Here is a 17010-nt window from a genome sequence, read left to right on the forward strand (position 1 = left end):
CTATTTTTATATGGAAATTTGTACAGTAATTGGTAGTGGATTACACCCATTGATGTATTTCATGATGGAGGCGCTAAATTCTTGGTTTGCCTGAATGCTGCAGGGCTCTGGATTTCAACAAAAAAGGTGCGGGCAAAAGTGGCGTGGCTAGGCAGAGGCTGGGGTAATGCCGTCAGAATCCATCTGCCTTCCGAAGGCGACGCTGAGGTGCATTTGGTCAAATTTTTAGCAGGGTGCCTGACTGAGCAGCCATCGGGCGCGGGTCAACGCTCCAGCAGGGAGGGGTGTTCGTGCAAAGGCGTATCTACTACCCGCCTTGGCAAGGAATCGGGCAGTTCGGAGCCCGCCGGGTGTGCGGCGTCCTCCATGGGCGTTGCCGTTATGAGGGCTTGGAACGTGGAGACGAGAGTCGACTGCTTGCCAGCGCTACAAAAACCTCGAGAGCACCGGCTTTCTAGGCTTCGACCCTGCGCCTTTTTCAGGGGCGTGCACTACGCACCTGGTGTCTGCACTCGAGCGGGTGGGCGGCCTCGCCACCCTTGCCCTTGTTTCAGACGGGTCGGATTTCTCAGACCCAACCGGACGCTTCCAGTTCTCGCTTGAAATACGCGTAGAACAGCGGTGCCGCCACCAGGCCTGTGGGGCCGAACACAGCCTCCATCACGAACATCACCGCCAACAGCTCCCACACGCCCATATGTGTACGGTGACCGATGACTTTGGCGTTGATGAAGTATTCAGCCTTGTGGATGAGTACCAGGAAAACCAGGCAAGCCATCGCAACCCAGGGTGACACCGAAAGACCCACCAGCGTCAGCACGGCATTACAAATCAGATTCCCAACGATGGGGATCAGTCCGGCTGCGAAGGTCAGCAAAATCAGGGCCATGCTATAGGGCAGGCGGCTGTCCCACAACGGCAGTATGACCAGAAGGAAAATGGCCGTGAGCGAGGCGTTGAACAACGCAATCCAGAACTGGGCCACCACGATCTGACGAAACGTTTCACCGAAACGAGTCAACCGGGCATGCAATTGAGCGGACAACGGGCGCAGAACAATGACGGAAGGCCGTGCCGCCGCCAGCGCTCCAATCAACAACCCGACGAACGCGAACAGCAGCCCGGTGAGCCAGGTTCGTCCTGTCGTGGCGAGTGTGCCCGCCTTACTCGCCAGGTAGGTCGCGATGGCGCGCTGCACGTCGGTGGCTCCGGTGGGTAGTTGCGTGGCGATGTCAACGGGCAAGCGGTCACGAAACTCCAAAACCGTACGCGCCATGAAAGCCAGCAAGTCCCTGTACGTCGTAGGCGCGTCAAGGATGACGCCCCGTGCGCGCGGCAACAGAAGGGCAATGACTATGATGGGAATCAGTGCGACCACTGCGGCCGCCAGTTTGGGTGCGAGGTGATCTGGCGTGCGCAGCAACACACCCAGGCGCGGACTGAACCAGCGAGAAGCAAGAAAGCCCAGACATGCACACAGCAAGCCGGGTAACAAGCCCTGCCACATGATGAGCAGCAGTCCAAACACCATCGCCAAATGGCTGGCCACAATGGCGATCTGTTCGCGGCGCTCGGATTGAGGCGTCAAAGTTTGCAACCTGAAATGAAATGCCTCTCAGGCGACCACCACGGCGGCATCTGCCCCCCGTGGAGCGATCCGGCCAATCTCGAACACCTGTTCGCCGGCCGCGCGCAGGGTCTCGGCGCAGGCGGCGGCTTCATTGGCGGCAATGACGACAACCATGCCAATGCCGTTATTGAAAGTGCGGTTCATCTCGAAATCATCAATACCAGCGGTCTTTTGGAGCCAGGTGAACAACTCGCTGCGGGGCCAGCTGCCATTAACAAGGTGTGCAGCCAAGCCATCTGGCAACACACGCGGAATATTTTCCAGCAGGCCGCCGCCAGTGATATGGGCAAGGGCCTTGATAGGGTGATTGGCAAGCGCAGCCAGCACGTTTTTGACGTAAATCCGGGTGGGCGCCATCACGGCTTGACGGAAGGGCTGACCATCGAGCGTGGCGGGTAGTTGGTCAGCAGCGCGTTCAATGCACTTTCGCACGAGGCTGAAGCCGTTGCTATGCACACCACTTGAAGCCAGTCCCAGCACTACATCGCCTTCTGCGACTTCGCGACCGGTGAGGATCTTCGATTTCTCCACCGCACCGACGCAAAAACCAGCGAGGTCATACTCGCCTGGCGGATACATGCCGGGCATCTCCGCGGTTTCTCCACCGATCAAAGCACAGCCGGCCAATTCGCAGCCCTGGGCAATACCGCCAACCACGGCAGCCGCTGTGTCTACATCCAGCTTGCCGCAAGCGAAATAGTCGAGGAAAAACAGCGGCTCCGCGCCCTGAACCAGCACGTCGTTGACGCTCATGCCCACCAGATCGATGCCTACCGTATCGTGCATGGCCCATTCGAAGGCCAGGCGCAGCTTGGTACCAACGCCATCTGTGCCGCTGACCAATACGGGTTCTTTATAACGTTTGGGCACCTCGAACAGCGCGCCAAAGCCTCCCAGGCCGGAGAGCACGCCCTCGCGAAGAGTGCGTTTGGCCATGGGCTTAATGCGTTCAACCAGAGCGTCGCCAGCGTCAATATCGACGCCAGCATCCTTATACGACAGGGGAGTAGAAGCTGAAAGAGTCATGGGGCAGGTGCGGCATACCGGGCAGCCGCATAAAATTTGGGGAATTTTGAATGATGACACACCCGGAAGACTATATCGCCGCGTTTTTTAGGCGGCACCCCTCACATGAAGCAGATTGCGCTTGATATCGGCTTGCCTCACGAGGCTACGCTAAGCGGTTTCCTGGCCGGTCAGAACCAGGCTGCCTTGCAGTATCTGCAAGCCTGGAGCGGTGGAGTCACGCGCTCGCCTGTGCCCGTTTACCTATGGGGGCCGTCTGGCGTTGGCAAGACCCACTTGTTGCGGGCGATTCGCCACGAGTTGCTTGCGCAGGGGGCCGCGGTAGGGTGGCTGGAGCCCGAAGGGGAGCCGAACGCTCCTTTTAACGAGCAGTGGGATGTCGTTCTCATGGACGATGTGCATCTCTATGGCGCGGAGCAGCAGCACACGGCGTTCAACTGGTTCGTCAACGCCGTCAGCCCGGCGTCTGGCAAGCCGCTCGGCATATTGGCCGCTGGCTTGTTGCCGCCTTCCGATCTTCCGCTGCGAGAGGACTTGCGCACTCGACTGGGTTGGGGGCATGTTTTCGAGCTTCACTTGCTGCAAGAGCAGGAGCGTCGCGCCGTATTGCGGCAGGCCGCGGATGCACGGGGCGTGTTTCTCTCGGATGACGTGATGACCTTCGTTTTGGCGCGCTTCTCGCGGGACCTGGGCAGCCTGATGCAGCTTCTTGATCACCTGGATCGTTATGCGCTGCAGACGAAACGCGCCATCACCATTCCGCTAGTTAAATCGATGCTGGAGAATGATTAGATCGTCAACACGTTCCAAGAAGGCTCGCCGCTGAGCGTTTGAAGTGCAGAATACGGTTTTCCATAGCTTTGCTCTGGGCTGTTAACACGCCCGAAAGTCAGGGGGATCACATTGCCCTCGGGGCGCGACCTTTCCTCGTTCCACGACACTCGCTTTTCGCAAGCACGGCCCCAAAGCGTTCCTTGATTCATGAAACTTGCTCTTTTCGATCTAGATCACACCTTGTTACCCCTGGATTCTGACCATGCCTGGGGAGAATTCACTACCCGTATCGGCTGGACCGATGCGGCCGAATTCAAACACCGCAATGATGAGTTTTACGCTCATTACCAGGCCGGCACGCTCGATGTGCACGACTACGTGCGTTTTGCCACAGACGCCGTTCGCCAGCGTGGATCTGAAGCGGCGGCCCTGGCGCATGCCCGGTTCATGAGCGAAGTCATTGAACCTGTCATCACGCCGCAGGCGCTTGCGCTCGTTCGCCAGCATCAGCAAGACAGCGATGCAGTGGTCATCGTGACCGCCACCAATGAATTCATTACACGCCCCATTGCGCACGCGTTTGGCGTGGACGAGCTGATCGCGGTCAACCTGGCTCGCGGCGATGATGGCTGGATTACCGGGGAAATTGTCGGCGTTCCGTCGTTTCGCGAAGGAAAGGTGGCGCGGGTGGAGCAGTGGCTGGCCGAGCGCGGCCTGGGGTGGGCAGATGCTGAAGTCAGTTTCTACTCTGATTCCACTAACGATCTGCCCTTGCTCGAAAAATCCCAGCATCCCGTGGCCACCAATCCCGCGCCTGCGTTGGCGAAAATCGCCCAGGAGCGCGGGTGGCGCATACTAAACCTATTCCCTGAATAGCAATGATCAAGAAATTCCTAGACAAGCTTATTGGCAAGGCCACTGGCAAGAGCGGCTCCACGGCACGAAAACGCTTGGGTAAACGAGTGGAGGTGGGGCCTCAGGTGCACGCCATCAACCCTGCATTGGTGGATGAGCGAGCCTCCAATGTGGTGCGTACGCTCAAGGAGGCCGGTTACGAAGCCTATATCGTCGGGGGAGCAGTGCGTGATCTGCTGCTGGGCCTCAAGCCCAAGGACTTTGATGTGGCCACCAATGCCACGCCAGAGCAGGTGAAGAGCCTGTTCCGGCGAGCTTTCATCATTGGCAGGCGGTTCCGCATAGTTCATGTGGTGTACGGACGTGGACGCGATCACGAAGTCATCGAGGTCTCTACCTTCCGTGCCAACGTAGACAATGCCGCCGCTGAGGCTGTGAGCGGCAATGAGCGCACGGCTAAAGGGCAGTTAGCCGGTATGACCCACGCAGTGGATGCCAGCGGACGCGTACTGCGAGACAACGTGTGGGGTCCTCAGGATGAAGACGCCGCACGGCGTGATTTCACCGTCAACGCGATGTACTACGACCCGGAAACGCGCGTAGTGGTCGATTACCACAATGGCATTCAAGATGCCCAGAAAAAGCTCCTGCGCATGATTGGCGATGCCGCCACGCGCTACCGCGAAGATCCGGTGCGGATTATTCGTGCGGTGCGCTTTGGCGCCAAGCTCGCCGGGCTGGGCTTCAAGCTGGAGCCCAAAACGGCCAAACCGCTGCTCGAAGCCAAGGCGCTGCTGGCCGATGTACCGCAAAGCCGGCTGTTCGACGAGATGATCAAGCTGATGCAGACTGGCCATTCACTGGCCAGCGTAGATCAATTGCGCAAACTTGGCCTCGCTCGCGGGATCTATCCCCTGCTTGATGTCATTGTGGAGCGGGCTGATCATCCTTTCGTGAAGGCTGCACTGCAAGACACAGATCGCAGGGTGGCTGAGGGCAAGCCCGTGGCACCTTCTTTCCTGCTCGCTTGCGTGCTCTGGGAAGATGTGCTGAGCGGTTGGAACGCGCGTATTGCGCGAAAAGAACTTCCGTTCCCTTCCCTGCAAGCGGCCATCGACGAGGTTTTCGATGACCGCGTAGGCGACGTTTCTGGTCGAGGCAAGCTTGGCGCCGATATGCGCGAGATCTGGATGATGCAGCCGCGGTTTGAAAAACGCAGCGGTCATTCGGCGTTCAGCCTGTCTGAGCAGCCAAGATTTCGCGCCGGCTTTGATTTTCTGCGCTTGCGTGCAGATATAGGCGAAATTGGCGAAGACCTGGCTGACTGGTGGCAGGAATTCAGTTTGGCCAGTGATGGGGCGAGAGAGAGCATGGTGGAAGAGCTGCGCGCCGAGCAGCAACGCTCTAAACGCCAACAACCGCGCGTTCATCGAGTTCCCAAGGGATCAATTCAAAACACTGCGGAATCCTCCCAGGCGCCGGCCAGTGCAGGCGATACAGAGAGCGATGACGGTGGAGCCGGGCCAGCCAAGAAGCGCCGCCGCCGCCGTCGTAAGCCTTCAGCTGGCGAGGCGGGTGCCGACAGTGCTGGCGGTAATGACCCTTCCTGAGAAGGCAAGTTGTTGAAATTAAATAGAATTTTCCCGAATTGATCCAGAGGCGTGTCTCCCAGGCTTATCCCCGCCGAGCCGATGTGATCGAGTCGGCGCGACTCGGAAGCGAAGGCACGCCAATGCCCTTCGAGGCAGGGGCAAAGCCGCATCAAAGAATCCCCATTACCGCCTACGTGGCGCTTGGTGCCAACCTGGGCGATGCGAAGAACGCTGTCTTGATGGCAATGAACAGCCTGGGCAGCCTGCCATACACCCAGGAGACTGCACGTTCCAGCCTTTACCGCACGGCTCCTATCGATTCTTCGGGCCCTGAATACATCAATGCGGTTGCTGAAATCTCCACTTGCCTGACCGCGCCTGATTTGCTGCGTGAACTGCAGATGTTGGAGCTGGCGGCCGGCCGTGAGCGCCCGTATCGCAATGCTCCGCGCACTCTTGATCTTGATCTGCTTGTCTATGGCGAGGCGTGCATCCAGAGCCCGCTGCTCACGTTGCCCCACCCGCGGATGAACGAGCGTGAGTTTGTCCTCGTTCCGTTGGCCGAAATCGCGCCGACACGCGTGGGCGCGCAGTTGCTCGCGGCTGTGGCAGGGCAGGGCATTGAGCGTATTGACTAAATAGGCCTTGGTTCCATAAAAGCTATTCAGGTCTGCACATGCAATTCGCCCATAAGCTTCCGATATCCCTGCCGACTGTGTTGATTTACCTGGATCAACTGCTTAAGCTTGATTTCCGGTGAGCAGGGCTGAGCGCGGTGGGGTGGTGTCCTTCTTCTTTCGCGGTTCCTTGAACCTGAACACGTTCCTGGATCATGAACATTAGGGTTTGTTCGGAATTCGCGGTTGGCGTGCTTTAAACTCAGTAGTCGCTAAAGTTTCACTTTAGTGACATCCCAATGTCATGAAATGCCGGAGTCTTCGCCATGCTGTTCAGCAAGCTATTGCCCAAGGAGGGCAATTTTTTTGAGCTTTTTAACCAGCATGCGGATCGCATCGTCGAAGCGGCGAAGGCGTTTTCGCTGCTGGTTACGCACTACGGCGACGATCGCCTGCGAGAGCAATATCTACAAGAGGTAGACAGTGCAGAGCGCGCTGCCGATCGTGTGACCCATGAGGTCAACCGCCTGATCCACACCACCTTCATCACGCCTATCGATCGTGAGCAGATTCATATTCTGATCAACCTGATGGACGACGTGGCTGACTTGCTGCAGGACTCGGCTGAGACCATGACCCTGTACGACATCCGCCACATGACCGAGGCGATCAAACGTCTGACCGATCTGTCGGTCAAATGTTGCGAACGTCTGCGTTATGCCGTGAGCCTGCTCCCCAAGATCGCGGAGCCTGCCACGGCCGAAGCCGCGCTCAAGACGTGCGAGGAGATCGATCAGCTCGAATCAGACGCCGATCGCGTGATGCGCAGTGCCATGAGTGCGCTGTTTCGCAACGAACCGGACGTTCGGGAGGTCATTAAGCTGAAAGCGATTTATGAGCTTCTGGAGACCGTGACCGACAAATGCGAAGACGTTGCCAACCAGATCGAAGGCATCGTCCTTGAGAATTCTTGACATGCTGAACTTCAGCCTTCACCGCGAATTTCACCTCATCCGAAAGTTCTGAGAATCATGCAAACCGCACAAGCTGCGCTTTGGGTTGTCATTTTGCTTGTCGCGCTGGCAATCGTATTTGACTTCATGAACGGCTTCCACGACGCCGCCAATTCCATCGCCACCGTGGTGTCCACTGGTGTATTGCGTCCTGCGCAAGCGGTGGTGTTCGCCGCTTTTTTCAATGTCATTGCCATCTTCGTATTTCACCTTTCGGTGGCAGCTACGGTCGGTAAAGGCATTGTTCTGCCCGATGTGGTGGACGTGAACGTAGTGTTTGGCGCGCTGGTGGGTGCCATTGCATGGAATTTGATTACCTGGTACTACGGTATCCCCAGCAGTTCCTCGCATGCCTTGATCGGCGGGATTGTGGGCGCGGCGCTCGCCAAGGCAGGCCCCAGTGTTTTGGTCGCAGCGGGCATTTTGAAGACCGTGGCGTTCATCTTCATCTCGCCGCTACTCGGATTTTTGCTCGGATCCCTCATGATGGTGTTGGTGGCCTGGGTGTGTCGCCGCTCCCGTCCCAACAAGGTAGACCGATGGTTCCGCCGCATGCAATTGGTTTCGGCCGGGGCCTACAGTCTTGGCCATGGAGGCAATGATGCTCAAAAAACCATCGGCCTGATATGGATGTTGCTGATCGCTAGCGGTTACACGGCCGCCAGCGACGCAGCGCCGCCTACCTGGACCATTGTGGTCTGCTACGTGGCTATTGGTCTGGGAACCATGTTTGGGGGATGGCGCATCGTCAAAACCATGGGGCAAAAGATCACCAAATTGAAGCCCGTGGGCGGCTTTTGCGCGGAGACTGGCGGAGCGTTGACACTGTTTTTCGCTACCGCACTGGGCATTCCAGTCTCGACCACGCACACCATTACAGGTGCCATCGTCGGCGTAGGCTCCACTCAGCGTGCCAGCGCGGTGCGCTGGGGCGTCGCTGGGAACATCGTATGGGCGTGGGTACTGACCATTCCTGCCAGCGCTTTGGTGGCCGCTGTGGCCTACTGGTTCAGCACATTGATATTTTGATTCGTCGAGGTCGCTTTGCCGCGACCTCGACAACCAAAAGAATCACTGCGAGATCTTGCGGGCTTCCTCTATTTGATATTCAAAGTAGCGCTGGAAGCTAAACGCTATCGATGCCATCAGCACGGATGTGCCAATCATTAGCGACAGGGCGATAGCAATGATCGTGAACCAGTTCGTGCGACCAGGCTCAGCGTCGAGCGGTAATTGTGGATTGAACCGGGCGTTCCACTTTTCGGGCGTCATGAGGCCGTAGACGATCGCTGTCAGGGCGCACGCTGCGAAGGTGAAGCCAAACACCGGCAGAAGTAACCAAGTCCATTGATCATCCTGGCCGAACTGTCTTAAGCGGGAAATTCCGTAAATCCCGATGGCTGTGGGAATTGGCAGCAACCAGCCCAGCCAATCACCAAAGCCGCGCAGATAAAAGCGATGTAGCCCAAGCGGGCCCCCGAGAAAAGTCAGCCAGGTAGCAAAAGTCTTATTTTTTTTCATTCAATTGGATTCGACAGGGGTGTGAAAAGCCGGGTGGGAGAGGTTTTTGTTGCGAAAAGGCACCGTCTTGGCGGTGCGCGGCGACGAGGCAAGGCTTGAGAAAGCCGCCGCAGCTTTTTGAAGCTCTATAATAATCGGCTTTCTCAGTGTGTCGCTGGCCGGGTGGCTATGTCGCGTGTCTCAGCACTGGAAATCAACTGGGTTTACCTGCTATTTCATCCCGGAATAGTAAGGAGGCCCGGGTTCACCACCCACAGGACATTCAATCATGGTCGTTATTCGTCTCGCACGCGGCGGTTCTAAAGCTCGCCCTTTCTTCAGCATCGTTGTTGCCGACAAGCGCGTTCGTCGCGATGGTCGCTTCATTGAGCGCATTGGTTTCTACAACCCCACAGCCGTCGGTGGTGCTGAGGGCCTGCGTATTGCGCAGGACCGTCTCACTTACTGGAAGAGCGTTGGCGCACAAGCTTCGCCTACCGTGGAGCGCCTGATCAATCAGGGCGCTAAAGCAGCCGCTCCTGTCGCTGCCTGAGCGTATTGCTCTCATGATTCTTCCTGGGCTTGAACCGGCTGAGTTGCCGGCAGACGCGGTCGAAATAGGCCGTATTCTGGATGCCTGGGGGGTCAAGGGCTGGTTCAAAATCCAGCCCTATAGCGCCTCTCCTGAGGCGCTTTTTTCTTCCAAGCGCTGGTTTCTTCAGCCTTCCGAAAGAGCTGGTCGTGCATCCTTCACAGGGACTGTGCGCCTGTCGATCAAGGAAGCCAAGGATCATGCAGATTCCGTAGTTGCATGCGCGCATGAAATTGAAGATCGCAGCGCTGCCGAGCAGCTCAAAGGCGCCCGGATATTCGTTTCTCGTTCGTCTTTTCCCACGCCCGAAGAAGGCGAATACTATTGGGTCGATCTTATCGGCCTGGCGGTAGTCAATCGTGAAGGCCTTGCTCTGGGCGAGGTGAAGGAGTTGCTGGCCACTGGCCCGCAAACAACCCTGGTACTGAGCTTTGTAGACGCAGGCAAGCCACAAGAGCGCATGATCCCGTTCGTGGATGCCTACGTGGATTCGGTAGACCTTCCTGGCCGTCTAATCACTGTAGATTGGCAACTCGACTACTGAGCCTTTCCGTTACGGGGTGATCAATACCCCCGTGTGCGCTGCGCTCAATATCTTCCCGCATCTACGGGAAGCGGACTCTAGCGAGTCACTTGTACGAAGATCTCGTTGGGTTTGACCATACCCAGTTCAAGCCGCGCTTTTTCTTCCACCATACCCAGCCCCGCCTTCAGATCATCCACCTCGGAGGCAAGTTGCTCGTTTTCGAGCTTCGCCCGCGAGTTGGACGCTTTCTGCAGATCCAGCTTTTTCTGCAACGCCGCCACATTGGGAATACTGCCGCGACCGACCCACATCTGTGCGTGCAAGATCACCAGGACGGCGACCAGCACAAATGGAACGACGCGGTTACCCATGCTCAGTTCATTGCTGTAGTTGGTTGGAATGCTACGATTTTAATAGGATCAACGGAGGTTGTAAAAGGCTGAACGGCCTGGATATTGGGCCATATCTCCCAAATCTTCCTCAATACGCAGCAATTGGTTGTATTTGGCCATGCGATCGCTGCGGCTGAGCGAGCCCGTCTTGATCTGTCCGGCGTTGGTGCCCACTGCGATGTCTGCAATGGTTGAGTCTTCTGTTTCGCCGGACCGGTGGCTGATGACTGCGGTATAGCCTGCGCGTTTGGCCATCTCGATGGCGGCAAACGTCTCAGTGAGGGTGCCAATCTGATTGATCTTGATGAGGATCGAGTTGGCTATACCTTTCTCAATGCCTTCTTGCAGGATTTTGGTATTGGTAACGAACAGGTCGTCGCCTACCAATTGGACTTTCTTACCCAGGCGCTCGGTGAGCAGCTTCCAGCCGTCCCAGTCGCCTTCGGCCATGCCGTCTTCGATGCTGATGATGGGGTATTTATCGGCCCATGTGGCCAGCATATCGACCCATTGCTCAGCAGACAGACGCACACCGCCTTCACCTTCCAGCACGTATTGGCCATCTTTGTAGAACTCGCTGGCAGCGCAGTCGAGGGCCAGCACGATGTCCTGGCCTGCGGTGTAGCCGGCGTCCGAGATGGCCTGCAAGATGAGTTCAATCGCAGCTTCGTGGCTTTCCACATTGGGCGCGAAGCCTCCTTCATCACCCACGGCGGTAGACATTCCCCGGCCGTCGATGATCTTCTTCAGTGCCTGGAATATTTCGGCACCCTGGCGCAGTGCCTCGCGAAACGATGGCGCACCCACGGGAACGATCATCAATTCCTGTAGATCGAGAGAGTTGTTGGCGTGCGCGCCTCCGTTGATGACGTTCATCATGGGTACGGGCAGCTGGCATCCGTTCATGCCGCCGAAATATCGATACAGAGGCAGGCCAGACTCTTCTGCTGCAGCGCGAGCTACTGCCATGCTCACGGCCAGCATGGCGTTGGCGCCCAGGCGAGATTTGTTTTCGGTGCCGTCGAGGTCAATCAGGGTCTTGTCCAGGAAAGCCTGCTCGGAGGCATCCAGGCCAAGCACGGCCTCGCTGATTTCGGTATTGATGTGCTCTACGGCTTTCAGCACGCCCTTACCGCCATAGCGCTTTTTGTCGCCGTCTCGCAACTCGATCGCCTCCCGCGAGCCAGTAGAGGCGCCGCTTGGTACGGCGGCACGGCCCATGACTCCGCTTTCAAGCAGAACGTCACATTCGACAGTGGGATTGCCTCGGCTATCGAGGATTTCGCGGCCTACGATGTCAACTATTGCGCTCATGATGATGATTTGATTGGAAGTTAAGAAATCGGAAAGAAACTGGTTTTCAGCCTGAAGCGAGGGCAGGCTGGCGGATCAAACGGGCTCCGTCCCAAGGGAGAACGGCATAAGATAGCTCCAGTTTTGAAAGATCCGCATGTATGGATGTGTCGCCAATATGCGCAGGTGTCAAACCTGTCACGGTGCAGCGATCTTGCGGTACGCAGATCAGGTCTATAGACGCGGCGTGAAAGATATTTTGCTCGGCGCCTTTGAAATTGTTGCCGTTGAACATGGGCGCGATAAAGTAAAAGGCCGCATAGCCTAACGCTTCCACGAACTCTACCAACTCATCTCGGTTGCCAGTAGGTCGGCCATTGGCGAAATCGATCTCCAGGTAGACGATGGGGCGATGTTTTTCTAGCGTGTCGCCCGCGCCCGCCAGCATTTCAAGCTCGAACCCCTCGATGTCCGCCTTGATGAAGTCGACTTTGGGCAACTGCAGTCCGTCGAGGTGGATCATTTCCACTTGTTCGGTTGACTCGATAGCTTGTGTCTGAACTTCACGCAGAGACAGTCCGCCGAAATTTTGCGCAGCCAGTGGATCCAGCTTGGGAAAACGAGTGACTTGCGTGGCGCGTCCAACCGCCTTGTGGAGAGCGTGAACATTAAAGCACTCATTGAGCGCTAGATTGGCGCACAGCAATTGGTGTGTGAGGCGGGCGGCCTCAAAGGCGTAAACGCTTCCCTTCTCGCCCACCGCACGCGACATGAATACTGTGTGCGAACCGATATTCGCGCCCGCTTCGATCACGATGTCACCCGGGCGAAGGATTTGCTGGAAAAGCCAGATTTCGGCCTCAGACCATTCGCCATACGTGCGGAGGCTGCGCCCCACGTAGGTGTCATTCTCGTTGACGAGAAACCTTCCGTGGCGCGCTTCAGTGAGTTGGTATGCCATGCCGATGAGGATACGGTTGCCTGCTCAGACGCCTTCAACGGCGACCATGTTCATGATCGCAGCGCCGACCCGAGCCTCCCGAGCTTTCAGATACTCGGGAGAATCGAAAAAGGCTTTTGCCTTTTGGAAATTTTCGAACTTCAGAACGACCATGCGGCCTGGCGCCCAATGGCCTTCGAGCGGCTGCACCGGACCGCCGCGCACGCACACTTCAGCGCCGTGTGTTTGAATGGCAAGGGTCGACCACCGCTTGTATTCCTCATACTGAGCGGGATTGGTAACTTCGACCTGGGCGATGATGTAGCCGCTACTCATGGGCGGGAGCTCCAGCAGTTGAAGTTCAGGCGTTGAAGGCGTTCTCGAGGAAGCCGTTCTTCTTGGTGACCAGATCAAGCGCGACCAGCGTTTCCAGCAAGGCCTTCATGTGCTTGAGTGGCACGGCGTTGGGACCATCGGACAGTGCTTTGGACGGATCAGGATGGGTTTCCATGAACAGCCCCGCCACACCAACCGCCACCGCAGCGCGCGCCAATACCGGGACCATCTCGCGCTGGCCGCCACTCGATGTTCCCTGACCACCGGGCAATTGCACTGAGTGCGTTGCATCGAAGACCACGGGAGCGGCGGTCTCGCGCATGATGGCCAGGCTGCGCATGTCGCTGACGAGGTTGTTGTAGCCAAAGCTGGCGCCACGCTCGCAAGCCATGAAGCTGTCGGGAGGCAAGCCTTTTTCCACCGCCGCAGCACGCGCTTTGTCGATGACGTTTTTCATGTCATGAGGGGCGAGAAACTGCCCCTTTTTGATGTTCACCGGCTTTCCGCTTTGCGCTACGGCTCGGATGAAATCGGTCTGACGGCAAAGGAAGGCAGGGGTTTGTAGAACATCCACTACCTGAGCCACGGCCGGTATTTCGGATTCCGTGTGCACGTCGGTCAACAGTGGTACACCCAGCTGTTTTTTGACATTCGCCAGGATTTCCAGTCCTTTATCCATGCCCGGACCACGAAAGCTGACGCCGCTGCTGCGGTTGGCTTTGTCGTAGCTGCTTTTGAAGATGAAGGGAATGCCCAGGCTGGCCGTGATTTCCTTCAACTGGCCTGCAACGTCCATTTGCAGTTGCTCTGACTCAACCACGCACGGGCCGGCAATCAGGAAAAAGGGCTTGTCCAGCCCGATCTCGAATCCGCATAGCTTCATTTGACTGCCTTCAGCGCCTTGGCGCCTGCTTCGCCCTGTTGAGTCGCCTGGCGTTCCAGCGCCGCCCGAATGAAGGCGTTGAACAGTGGGTGGCCATCCCAGGGTGTGCTCTTGAACTCGGGGTGGAACTGCACGCCGACGAACCAGGGGTGCACGTTTTGCGGTAATTCCACAATTTCAGTCAAATGTTCGCGCTGGGTCAACGCGGAAATGACCAGACCCGCCTGGCGCAGCGAATCCAGATAGTTCACGTTGGCTTCATAGCGGTGACGGTGGCGCTCGGTGACCACGTCGCCGTAGATCTTATGGGCCAGCGTACTAGGGGCGACATCCGAGCTTTGTGCGCCCAGGCGCATAGTGCCGCCCATGTTGGAGGTGGCATTGCGCTTCTGGATGCTGCCGTCTTTGTCTTTCCACTCAGTGATGAGCGCAATAACGGGGTGAGGCGTGGCAGGGTCGAATTCCGTGCTGTTCGCGTTTTCCAGATTGGCAACATGGCGTGCGTATTCGATCGTGGCCACTTGCATGCCCAGGCAGATACCCAGATAGGGTACACCGCGTTCTCTGGCAAAACGAGCCGCGGCGATCTTGCCTTCTACGCCGCGCGGGCCGAAGCCGCCGGGCACCAAAATGGCATCGAACTTGGCCAATTGCGCCACTGTGGCTGGGGTGATGGTCTCGGAATCAATGTGTTCGATCCGCACCCGCGCATGGTTTTGCATGCCTGCGTGACGCAGTGCCTCGTTCACCGATTTATAGCTGTCCGAAAGATCGACATACTTGCCCACCATGGCAATGGTCACATCGTGTTGCGGGTGCTCTACCTCGTGCACCAGGTCGTCCCAACGCTTCAGGCTGGCAGGAGGTGTGTTCAGCCGAAGTTTGTCGCAAATGAGGCCGTCAAGGCCTTGCTCGTGCAGCATGCGAGGTACTTTGTAGATGGTGTCTACATCCCACATGCTGATCACGCCCCAGGCGGCCACGTTGGTGAACAGGCTGATCTTGTCGCGTTCCTCTTCTGGAATAGGGCGGTCAGCGCGGCACAGCAGGGCGTCGGCCTGAATGCCGATCTCGCGCAGCTTCTGCACTGTGTGCTGGGTGGGCTTGGTTTTGAGCTCGCCTGCGGCGGCGATCCAGGGGAGGTAGGTCAGGTGCACGAAGGCACTGTGATTGGGCCCCATTTTCAGGCTCAGTTGACGCACTGCTTCCAAAAATGGAAGTGACTCAATGTCGCCCACCGTGCCGCCGATCTCGACGATAGCCACATCGACTTCACTGGATGTACCTATGCCCGCGCCGCGTTTGATGAAATCCTGGATTTCGTTCGTGACGTGCGGGATCACCTGAACCGTCTTGCCCAGATAATCGCCGCGGCGCTCTTTTTCGAGCACGCTTTGGTAGATTTTTCCGGTGGTGAAGTTGTTGGCGCGCTTCATGCGCGTCGTGATGAAACGCTCGTAGTGGCCCAGGTCGAGGTCTGTTTCGGCACCGTCGTCGGTGACAAACACCTCGCCGTGCTGAAACGGGCTCATCGTGCCTGGGTCTACATTGATGTACGGGTCAAGCTTGATGAGAGTAACTTTGAGGCCGCGAGATTCTAAGATCGCGGCCAAGGAGGCCGAGGCGATTCCCTTGCCCAGGGAAGACACCACACCGCCGGTGACGAAGACGAATTTGGTCATGTCATGACGAAGGCGTAAGCCTCCGCTCGGTGGGAAATTCCGATTATAGGCGCCCGCCTTCAATTCATCGCCCGTGCTACATTGCCCGGCATGAACGACTGGGTGCAAAAATCAGGCGAATTGTCAGGTCGCCATATCGTGCTGGGGCTCTCCGGCGGCGCGGCTTGCTTCAAGGCGGCGGCGCTTTGCCGCGTGCTCGTCAAGGCCGGCGCCACGGTGCAGGTGGTGATGACAGCGGCAGCGGAGCAATTCATCACGTCGGTGACGATGCAGGCGCTTTCAGGGCGGCCCGTTTATACGTCGCAGTGGGACACGCGGCCAGATAACGGCATGGCACACATCAATCTTAGCCGTGAGGCCGATGCGATCCTGATCGCACCAGCGAGCGCTGACTTCGTTGCCCAGCTCGCGCAAGGCCGGGCAGATGAGTTGCTGGCGCTGCTTTGTCTGGCGCGACCATCCGGGCGTGTGCCTCTGCTGATTGCGCCTTCCATGAACCGCGAGATGTGGGCGCATCCGGCCACCCAGCGGAATTTAGGGCAGATTGTGCAAGACGGCGCGCACGTTCTTGGCGTAGCGCATGGCGATCAGGCTTGCGGCGAATTTGGCGACGGGCGCATGCTGGAGGCAGAGGAACTGCTCGAAGAGCTGATTGCTTTCCTGGCTCCCAAATTTCTGGCCGGCCAGAAGTTGCTGGTCACGGCTGGGCCGACCTTTGAAGCGATTGATCCAGTGCGTGGAATTACCAACCTTTCAAGCGGAAAAATGGGTTTTGCAATTGCCCGGGCAGCTCGGGAGGCCGGTGCCGAGGTCACCCTGGTGGCGGGGCCGGTGCATCTGCCTACGCCTCGAGGTGTTTCGCGAATCGATGTGACCTCTGCAGAGGAGATGCGAGGCATCAGCGTAGAACACGCTCAGGCGGCGGATATCTTCATCGCCACCGCGGCTGTGGCTGATTGGCGCCCTGCAGAGTCGGCCGCGCACAAGATCAAGAAAGATGGCTCAGGCGATGTTCCGCACCTCGCTTTCGTTGAAAACCCAGACATTCTCTCCGAGATCGCTCATTCGCCTCGCGCGGTGTCAGGTGAGTTGTTCTGCGTGGGCTTTGCGGCTGAAAGCCAGGATCTTTTGGCCAATGCTCAGGCCAAGCGCGCGCGCAAAGGGGTACCGCTTCTCGTGGGCAATATTGGCCCCGCCACCTTTGGGCGAGATGACAACGCGCTCCTACTAGTGGACGATGAGAGTGCGCGAGAGCTTCCGCACGCCAGCAAGCGCGTATTGGCGCAGCAACTGGTGGCTGAGATCGCCAGACGTGTGTCCGGAATGTCGGCCTGACCCGTGGTCATGAGTGAGTCAGGT

General features: G+C 57.7%; 18 protein-coding genes. 9 read left to right on the forward strand and 9 right to left on the reverse strand.

What is annotated here, in order from left to right:
* Positions 1 to 568: 568 nt before the first annotated feature.
* Both G518_RS37165 and purM read right to left on the reverse strand, forming a co-directional pair.
* Positions 569 to 1531 (reverse strand): AI-2E family transporter, encoded by a 963-nt coding sequence (locus G518_RS37165; protein WP_084652382.1) that lies wholly within the window; start codon positions 1529 to 1531, stop codon positions 569 to 571.
* An 84-nt stretch (positions 1532 to 1615) separates the two neighbouring features.
* Positions 1616 to 2656, reverse strand: a complete 1041-nt coding sequence (gene purM / locus G518_RS0126620; protein WP_028605072.1) for a phosphoribosylformylglycinamidine cyclo-ligase — start codon at positions 2654 to 2656, stop codon at positions 1616 to 1618.
* 105 nt (positions 2657 to 2761) lie between these two features.
* On the opposite strand from purM, the gene hda reads away from it, so the two are divergent.
* The 6 genes from hda (at position 2762) to G518_RS0126655 (ending at position 8536) form a co-directional block, all read left to right on the forward strand.
* Positions 2762 to 3448 (forward strand): DnaA regulatory inactivator Hda, encoded by a 687-nt coding sequence (gene hda, locus G518_RS0126625; protein ID WP_028605073.1) that lies wholly within the window; start codon positions 2762 to 2764, stop codon positions 3446 to 3448.
* A gap of 189 nt (positions 3449 to 3637) precedes the next feature.
* On the forward strand, positions 3638 to 4306 hold the full coding sequence (locus tag G518_RS0126635) for a histidinol-phosphatase (protein WP_028605075.1): 669 nt from the start codon (positions 3638 to 3640) through the stop codon (positions 4304 to 4306).
* Between the two features lie 2 nt (positions 4307 to 4308).
* On the forward strand, positions 4309 to 5895 hold the full coding sequence (gene pcnB, locus G518_RS0126640) for a polynucleotide adenylyltransferase PcnB (protein WP_028605076.1): 1587 nt from the start codon (positions 4309 to 4311) through the stop codon (positions 5893 to 5895).
* Between the two features lie 38 nt (positions 5896 to 5933).
* Positions 5934 to 6515: a 2-amino-4-hydroxy-6-hydroxymethyldihydropteridine diphosphokinase gene (gene folK, locus G518_RS0126645; RefSeq protein WP_342663784.1), complete on the forward strand. Its 582-nt coding sequence runs from the start codon at positions 5934 to 5936 to the stop codon at positions 6513 to 6515.
* A gap of 305 nt (positions 6516 to 6820) precedes the next feature.
* Positions 6821 to 7468, forward strand: a complete 648-nt coding sequence (locus G518_RS0126650) for a DUF47 domain-containing protein (RefSeq protein WP_028605078.1) — start codon at positions 6821 to 6823, stop codon at positions 7466 to 7468.
* 57 nt (positions 7469 to 7525) lie between these two features.
* Positions 7526 to 8536, forward strand: coding sequence for an inorganic phosphate transporter (locus G518_RS0126655; protein WP_028605079.1), 1011 nt, complete (start codon positions 7526 to 7528; stop codon positions 8534 to 8536).
* A gap of 42 nt (positions 8537 to 8578) precedes the next feature.
* Here G518_RS0126655 and G518_RS0126660 read toward each other — a convergent pair whose 3' ends face one another.
* Entirely contained in the window at positions 8579 to 9028 is a 450-nt protein-coding gene (locus G518_RS0126660; RefSeq protein ID WP_028605080.1) for an NINE protein, read from the reverse strand.
* Positions 9029 to 9296: 268 nt separating this feature from the next.
* On the opposite strand from G518_RS0126660, the gene rpsP reads away from it, so the two are divergent.
* Together rpsP and rimM are read left to right on the forward strand one after the other, a co-directional pair.
* Positions 9297 to 9560 (forward strand): 30S ribosomal protein S16, encoded by a 264-nt coding sequence (gene rpsP / locus G518_RS0126665; protein WP_028605081.1) that lies wholly within the window; start codon positions 9297 to 9299, stop codon positions 9558 to 9560.
* 13 nt (positions 9561 to 9573) lie between these two features.
* Entirely contained in the window at positions 9574 to 10143 is a 570-nt protein-coding gene (gene rimM / locus G518_RS0126670; protein ID WP_036596299.1) for a ribosome maturation factor RimM, read from the forward strand.
* 77 nt (positions 10144 to 10220) lie between these two features.
* Here the strand turns inward: rimM and G518_RS0126675 are convergent, their stop codons facing one another.
* The 6 genes from G518_RS0126675 to G518_RS0126700 are packed head-to-tail and all read right to left on the reverse strand — an operon-like array spanning position 10221 to position 15651.
* Positions 10221 to 10496, reverse strand: coding sequence for a septum formation initiator family protein (locus G518_RS0126675; protein ID WP_028605083.1), 276 nt, complete (start codon positions 10494 to 10496; stop codon positions 10221 to 10223).
* A gap of 48 nt (positions 10497 to 10544) precedes the next feature.
* Positions 10545 to 11831, reverse strand: a complete 1287-nt coding sequence (eno, locus tag G518_RS0126680) for a phosphopyruvate hydratase (protein WP_028605084.1) — start codon at positions 11829 to 11831, stop codon at positions 10545 to 10547.
* A 46-nt stretch (positions 11832 to 11877) separates the two neighbouring features.
* Positions 11878 to 12771, reverse strand: a complete 894-nt coding sequence (locus G518_RS37170) for an FkbM family methyltransferase (RefSeq protein WP_051237444.1) — start codon at positions 12769 to 12771, stop codon at positions 11878 to 11880.
* 24 nt (positions 12772 to 12795) lie between these two features.
* The gene (locus tag G518_RS0126690) at positions 12796 to 13086 is read right to left on the reverse strand and encodes a DUF1330 domain-containing protein (protein ID WP_028605085.1); all 291 of its coding nucleotides are present in this window, start codon (positions 13084 to 13086) and stop codon (positions 12796 to 12798) included.
* A gap of 25 nt (positions 13087 to 13111) precedes the next feature.
* Positions 13112 to 13969 (reverse strand): 3-deoxy-8-phosphooctulonate synthase, encoded by an 858-nt coding sequence (gene kdsA, locus G518_RS0126695; RefSeq protein ID WP_028605086.1) that lies wholly within the window; start codon positions 13967 to 13969, stop codon positions 13112 to 13114.
* On the reverse strand, positions 13966 to 15651 hold the full coding sequence (locus G518_RS0126700; protein WP_028605087.1) for a CTP synthase: 1686 nt from the start codon (positions 15649 to 15651) through the stop codon (positions 13966 to 13968). Before G518_RS0126700 ends, kdsA begins: the two co-directional genes overlap by 4 nt.
* A 90-nt stretch (positions 15652 to 15741) precedes the next feature.
* Here G518_RS0126700 and coaBC point away from each other — a divergent pair, with 90 nt between their 5' ends.
* On the forward strand, positions 15742 to 16986 hold the full coding sequence (gene coaBC / locus G518_RS0126705) for a bifunctional phosphopantothenoylcysteine decarboxylase/phosphopantothenate--cysteine ligase CoaBC (protein ID WP_036596301.1): 1245 nt from the start codon (positions 15742 to 15744) through the stop codon (positions 16984 to 16986).
* Positions 16987 to 17010: the final 24 nt, after the last annotated feature.

Origin of the sequence: Ottowia thiooxydans DSM 14619 (genome assembly GCF_000422885.1) — a bacterium.
Taxonomy (GTDB): domain Bacteria; phylum Pseudomonadota; class Gammaproteobacteria; order Burkholderiales; family Burkholderiaceae_C; genus Ottowia; species Ottowia thiooxydans.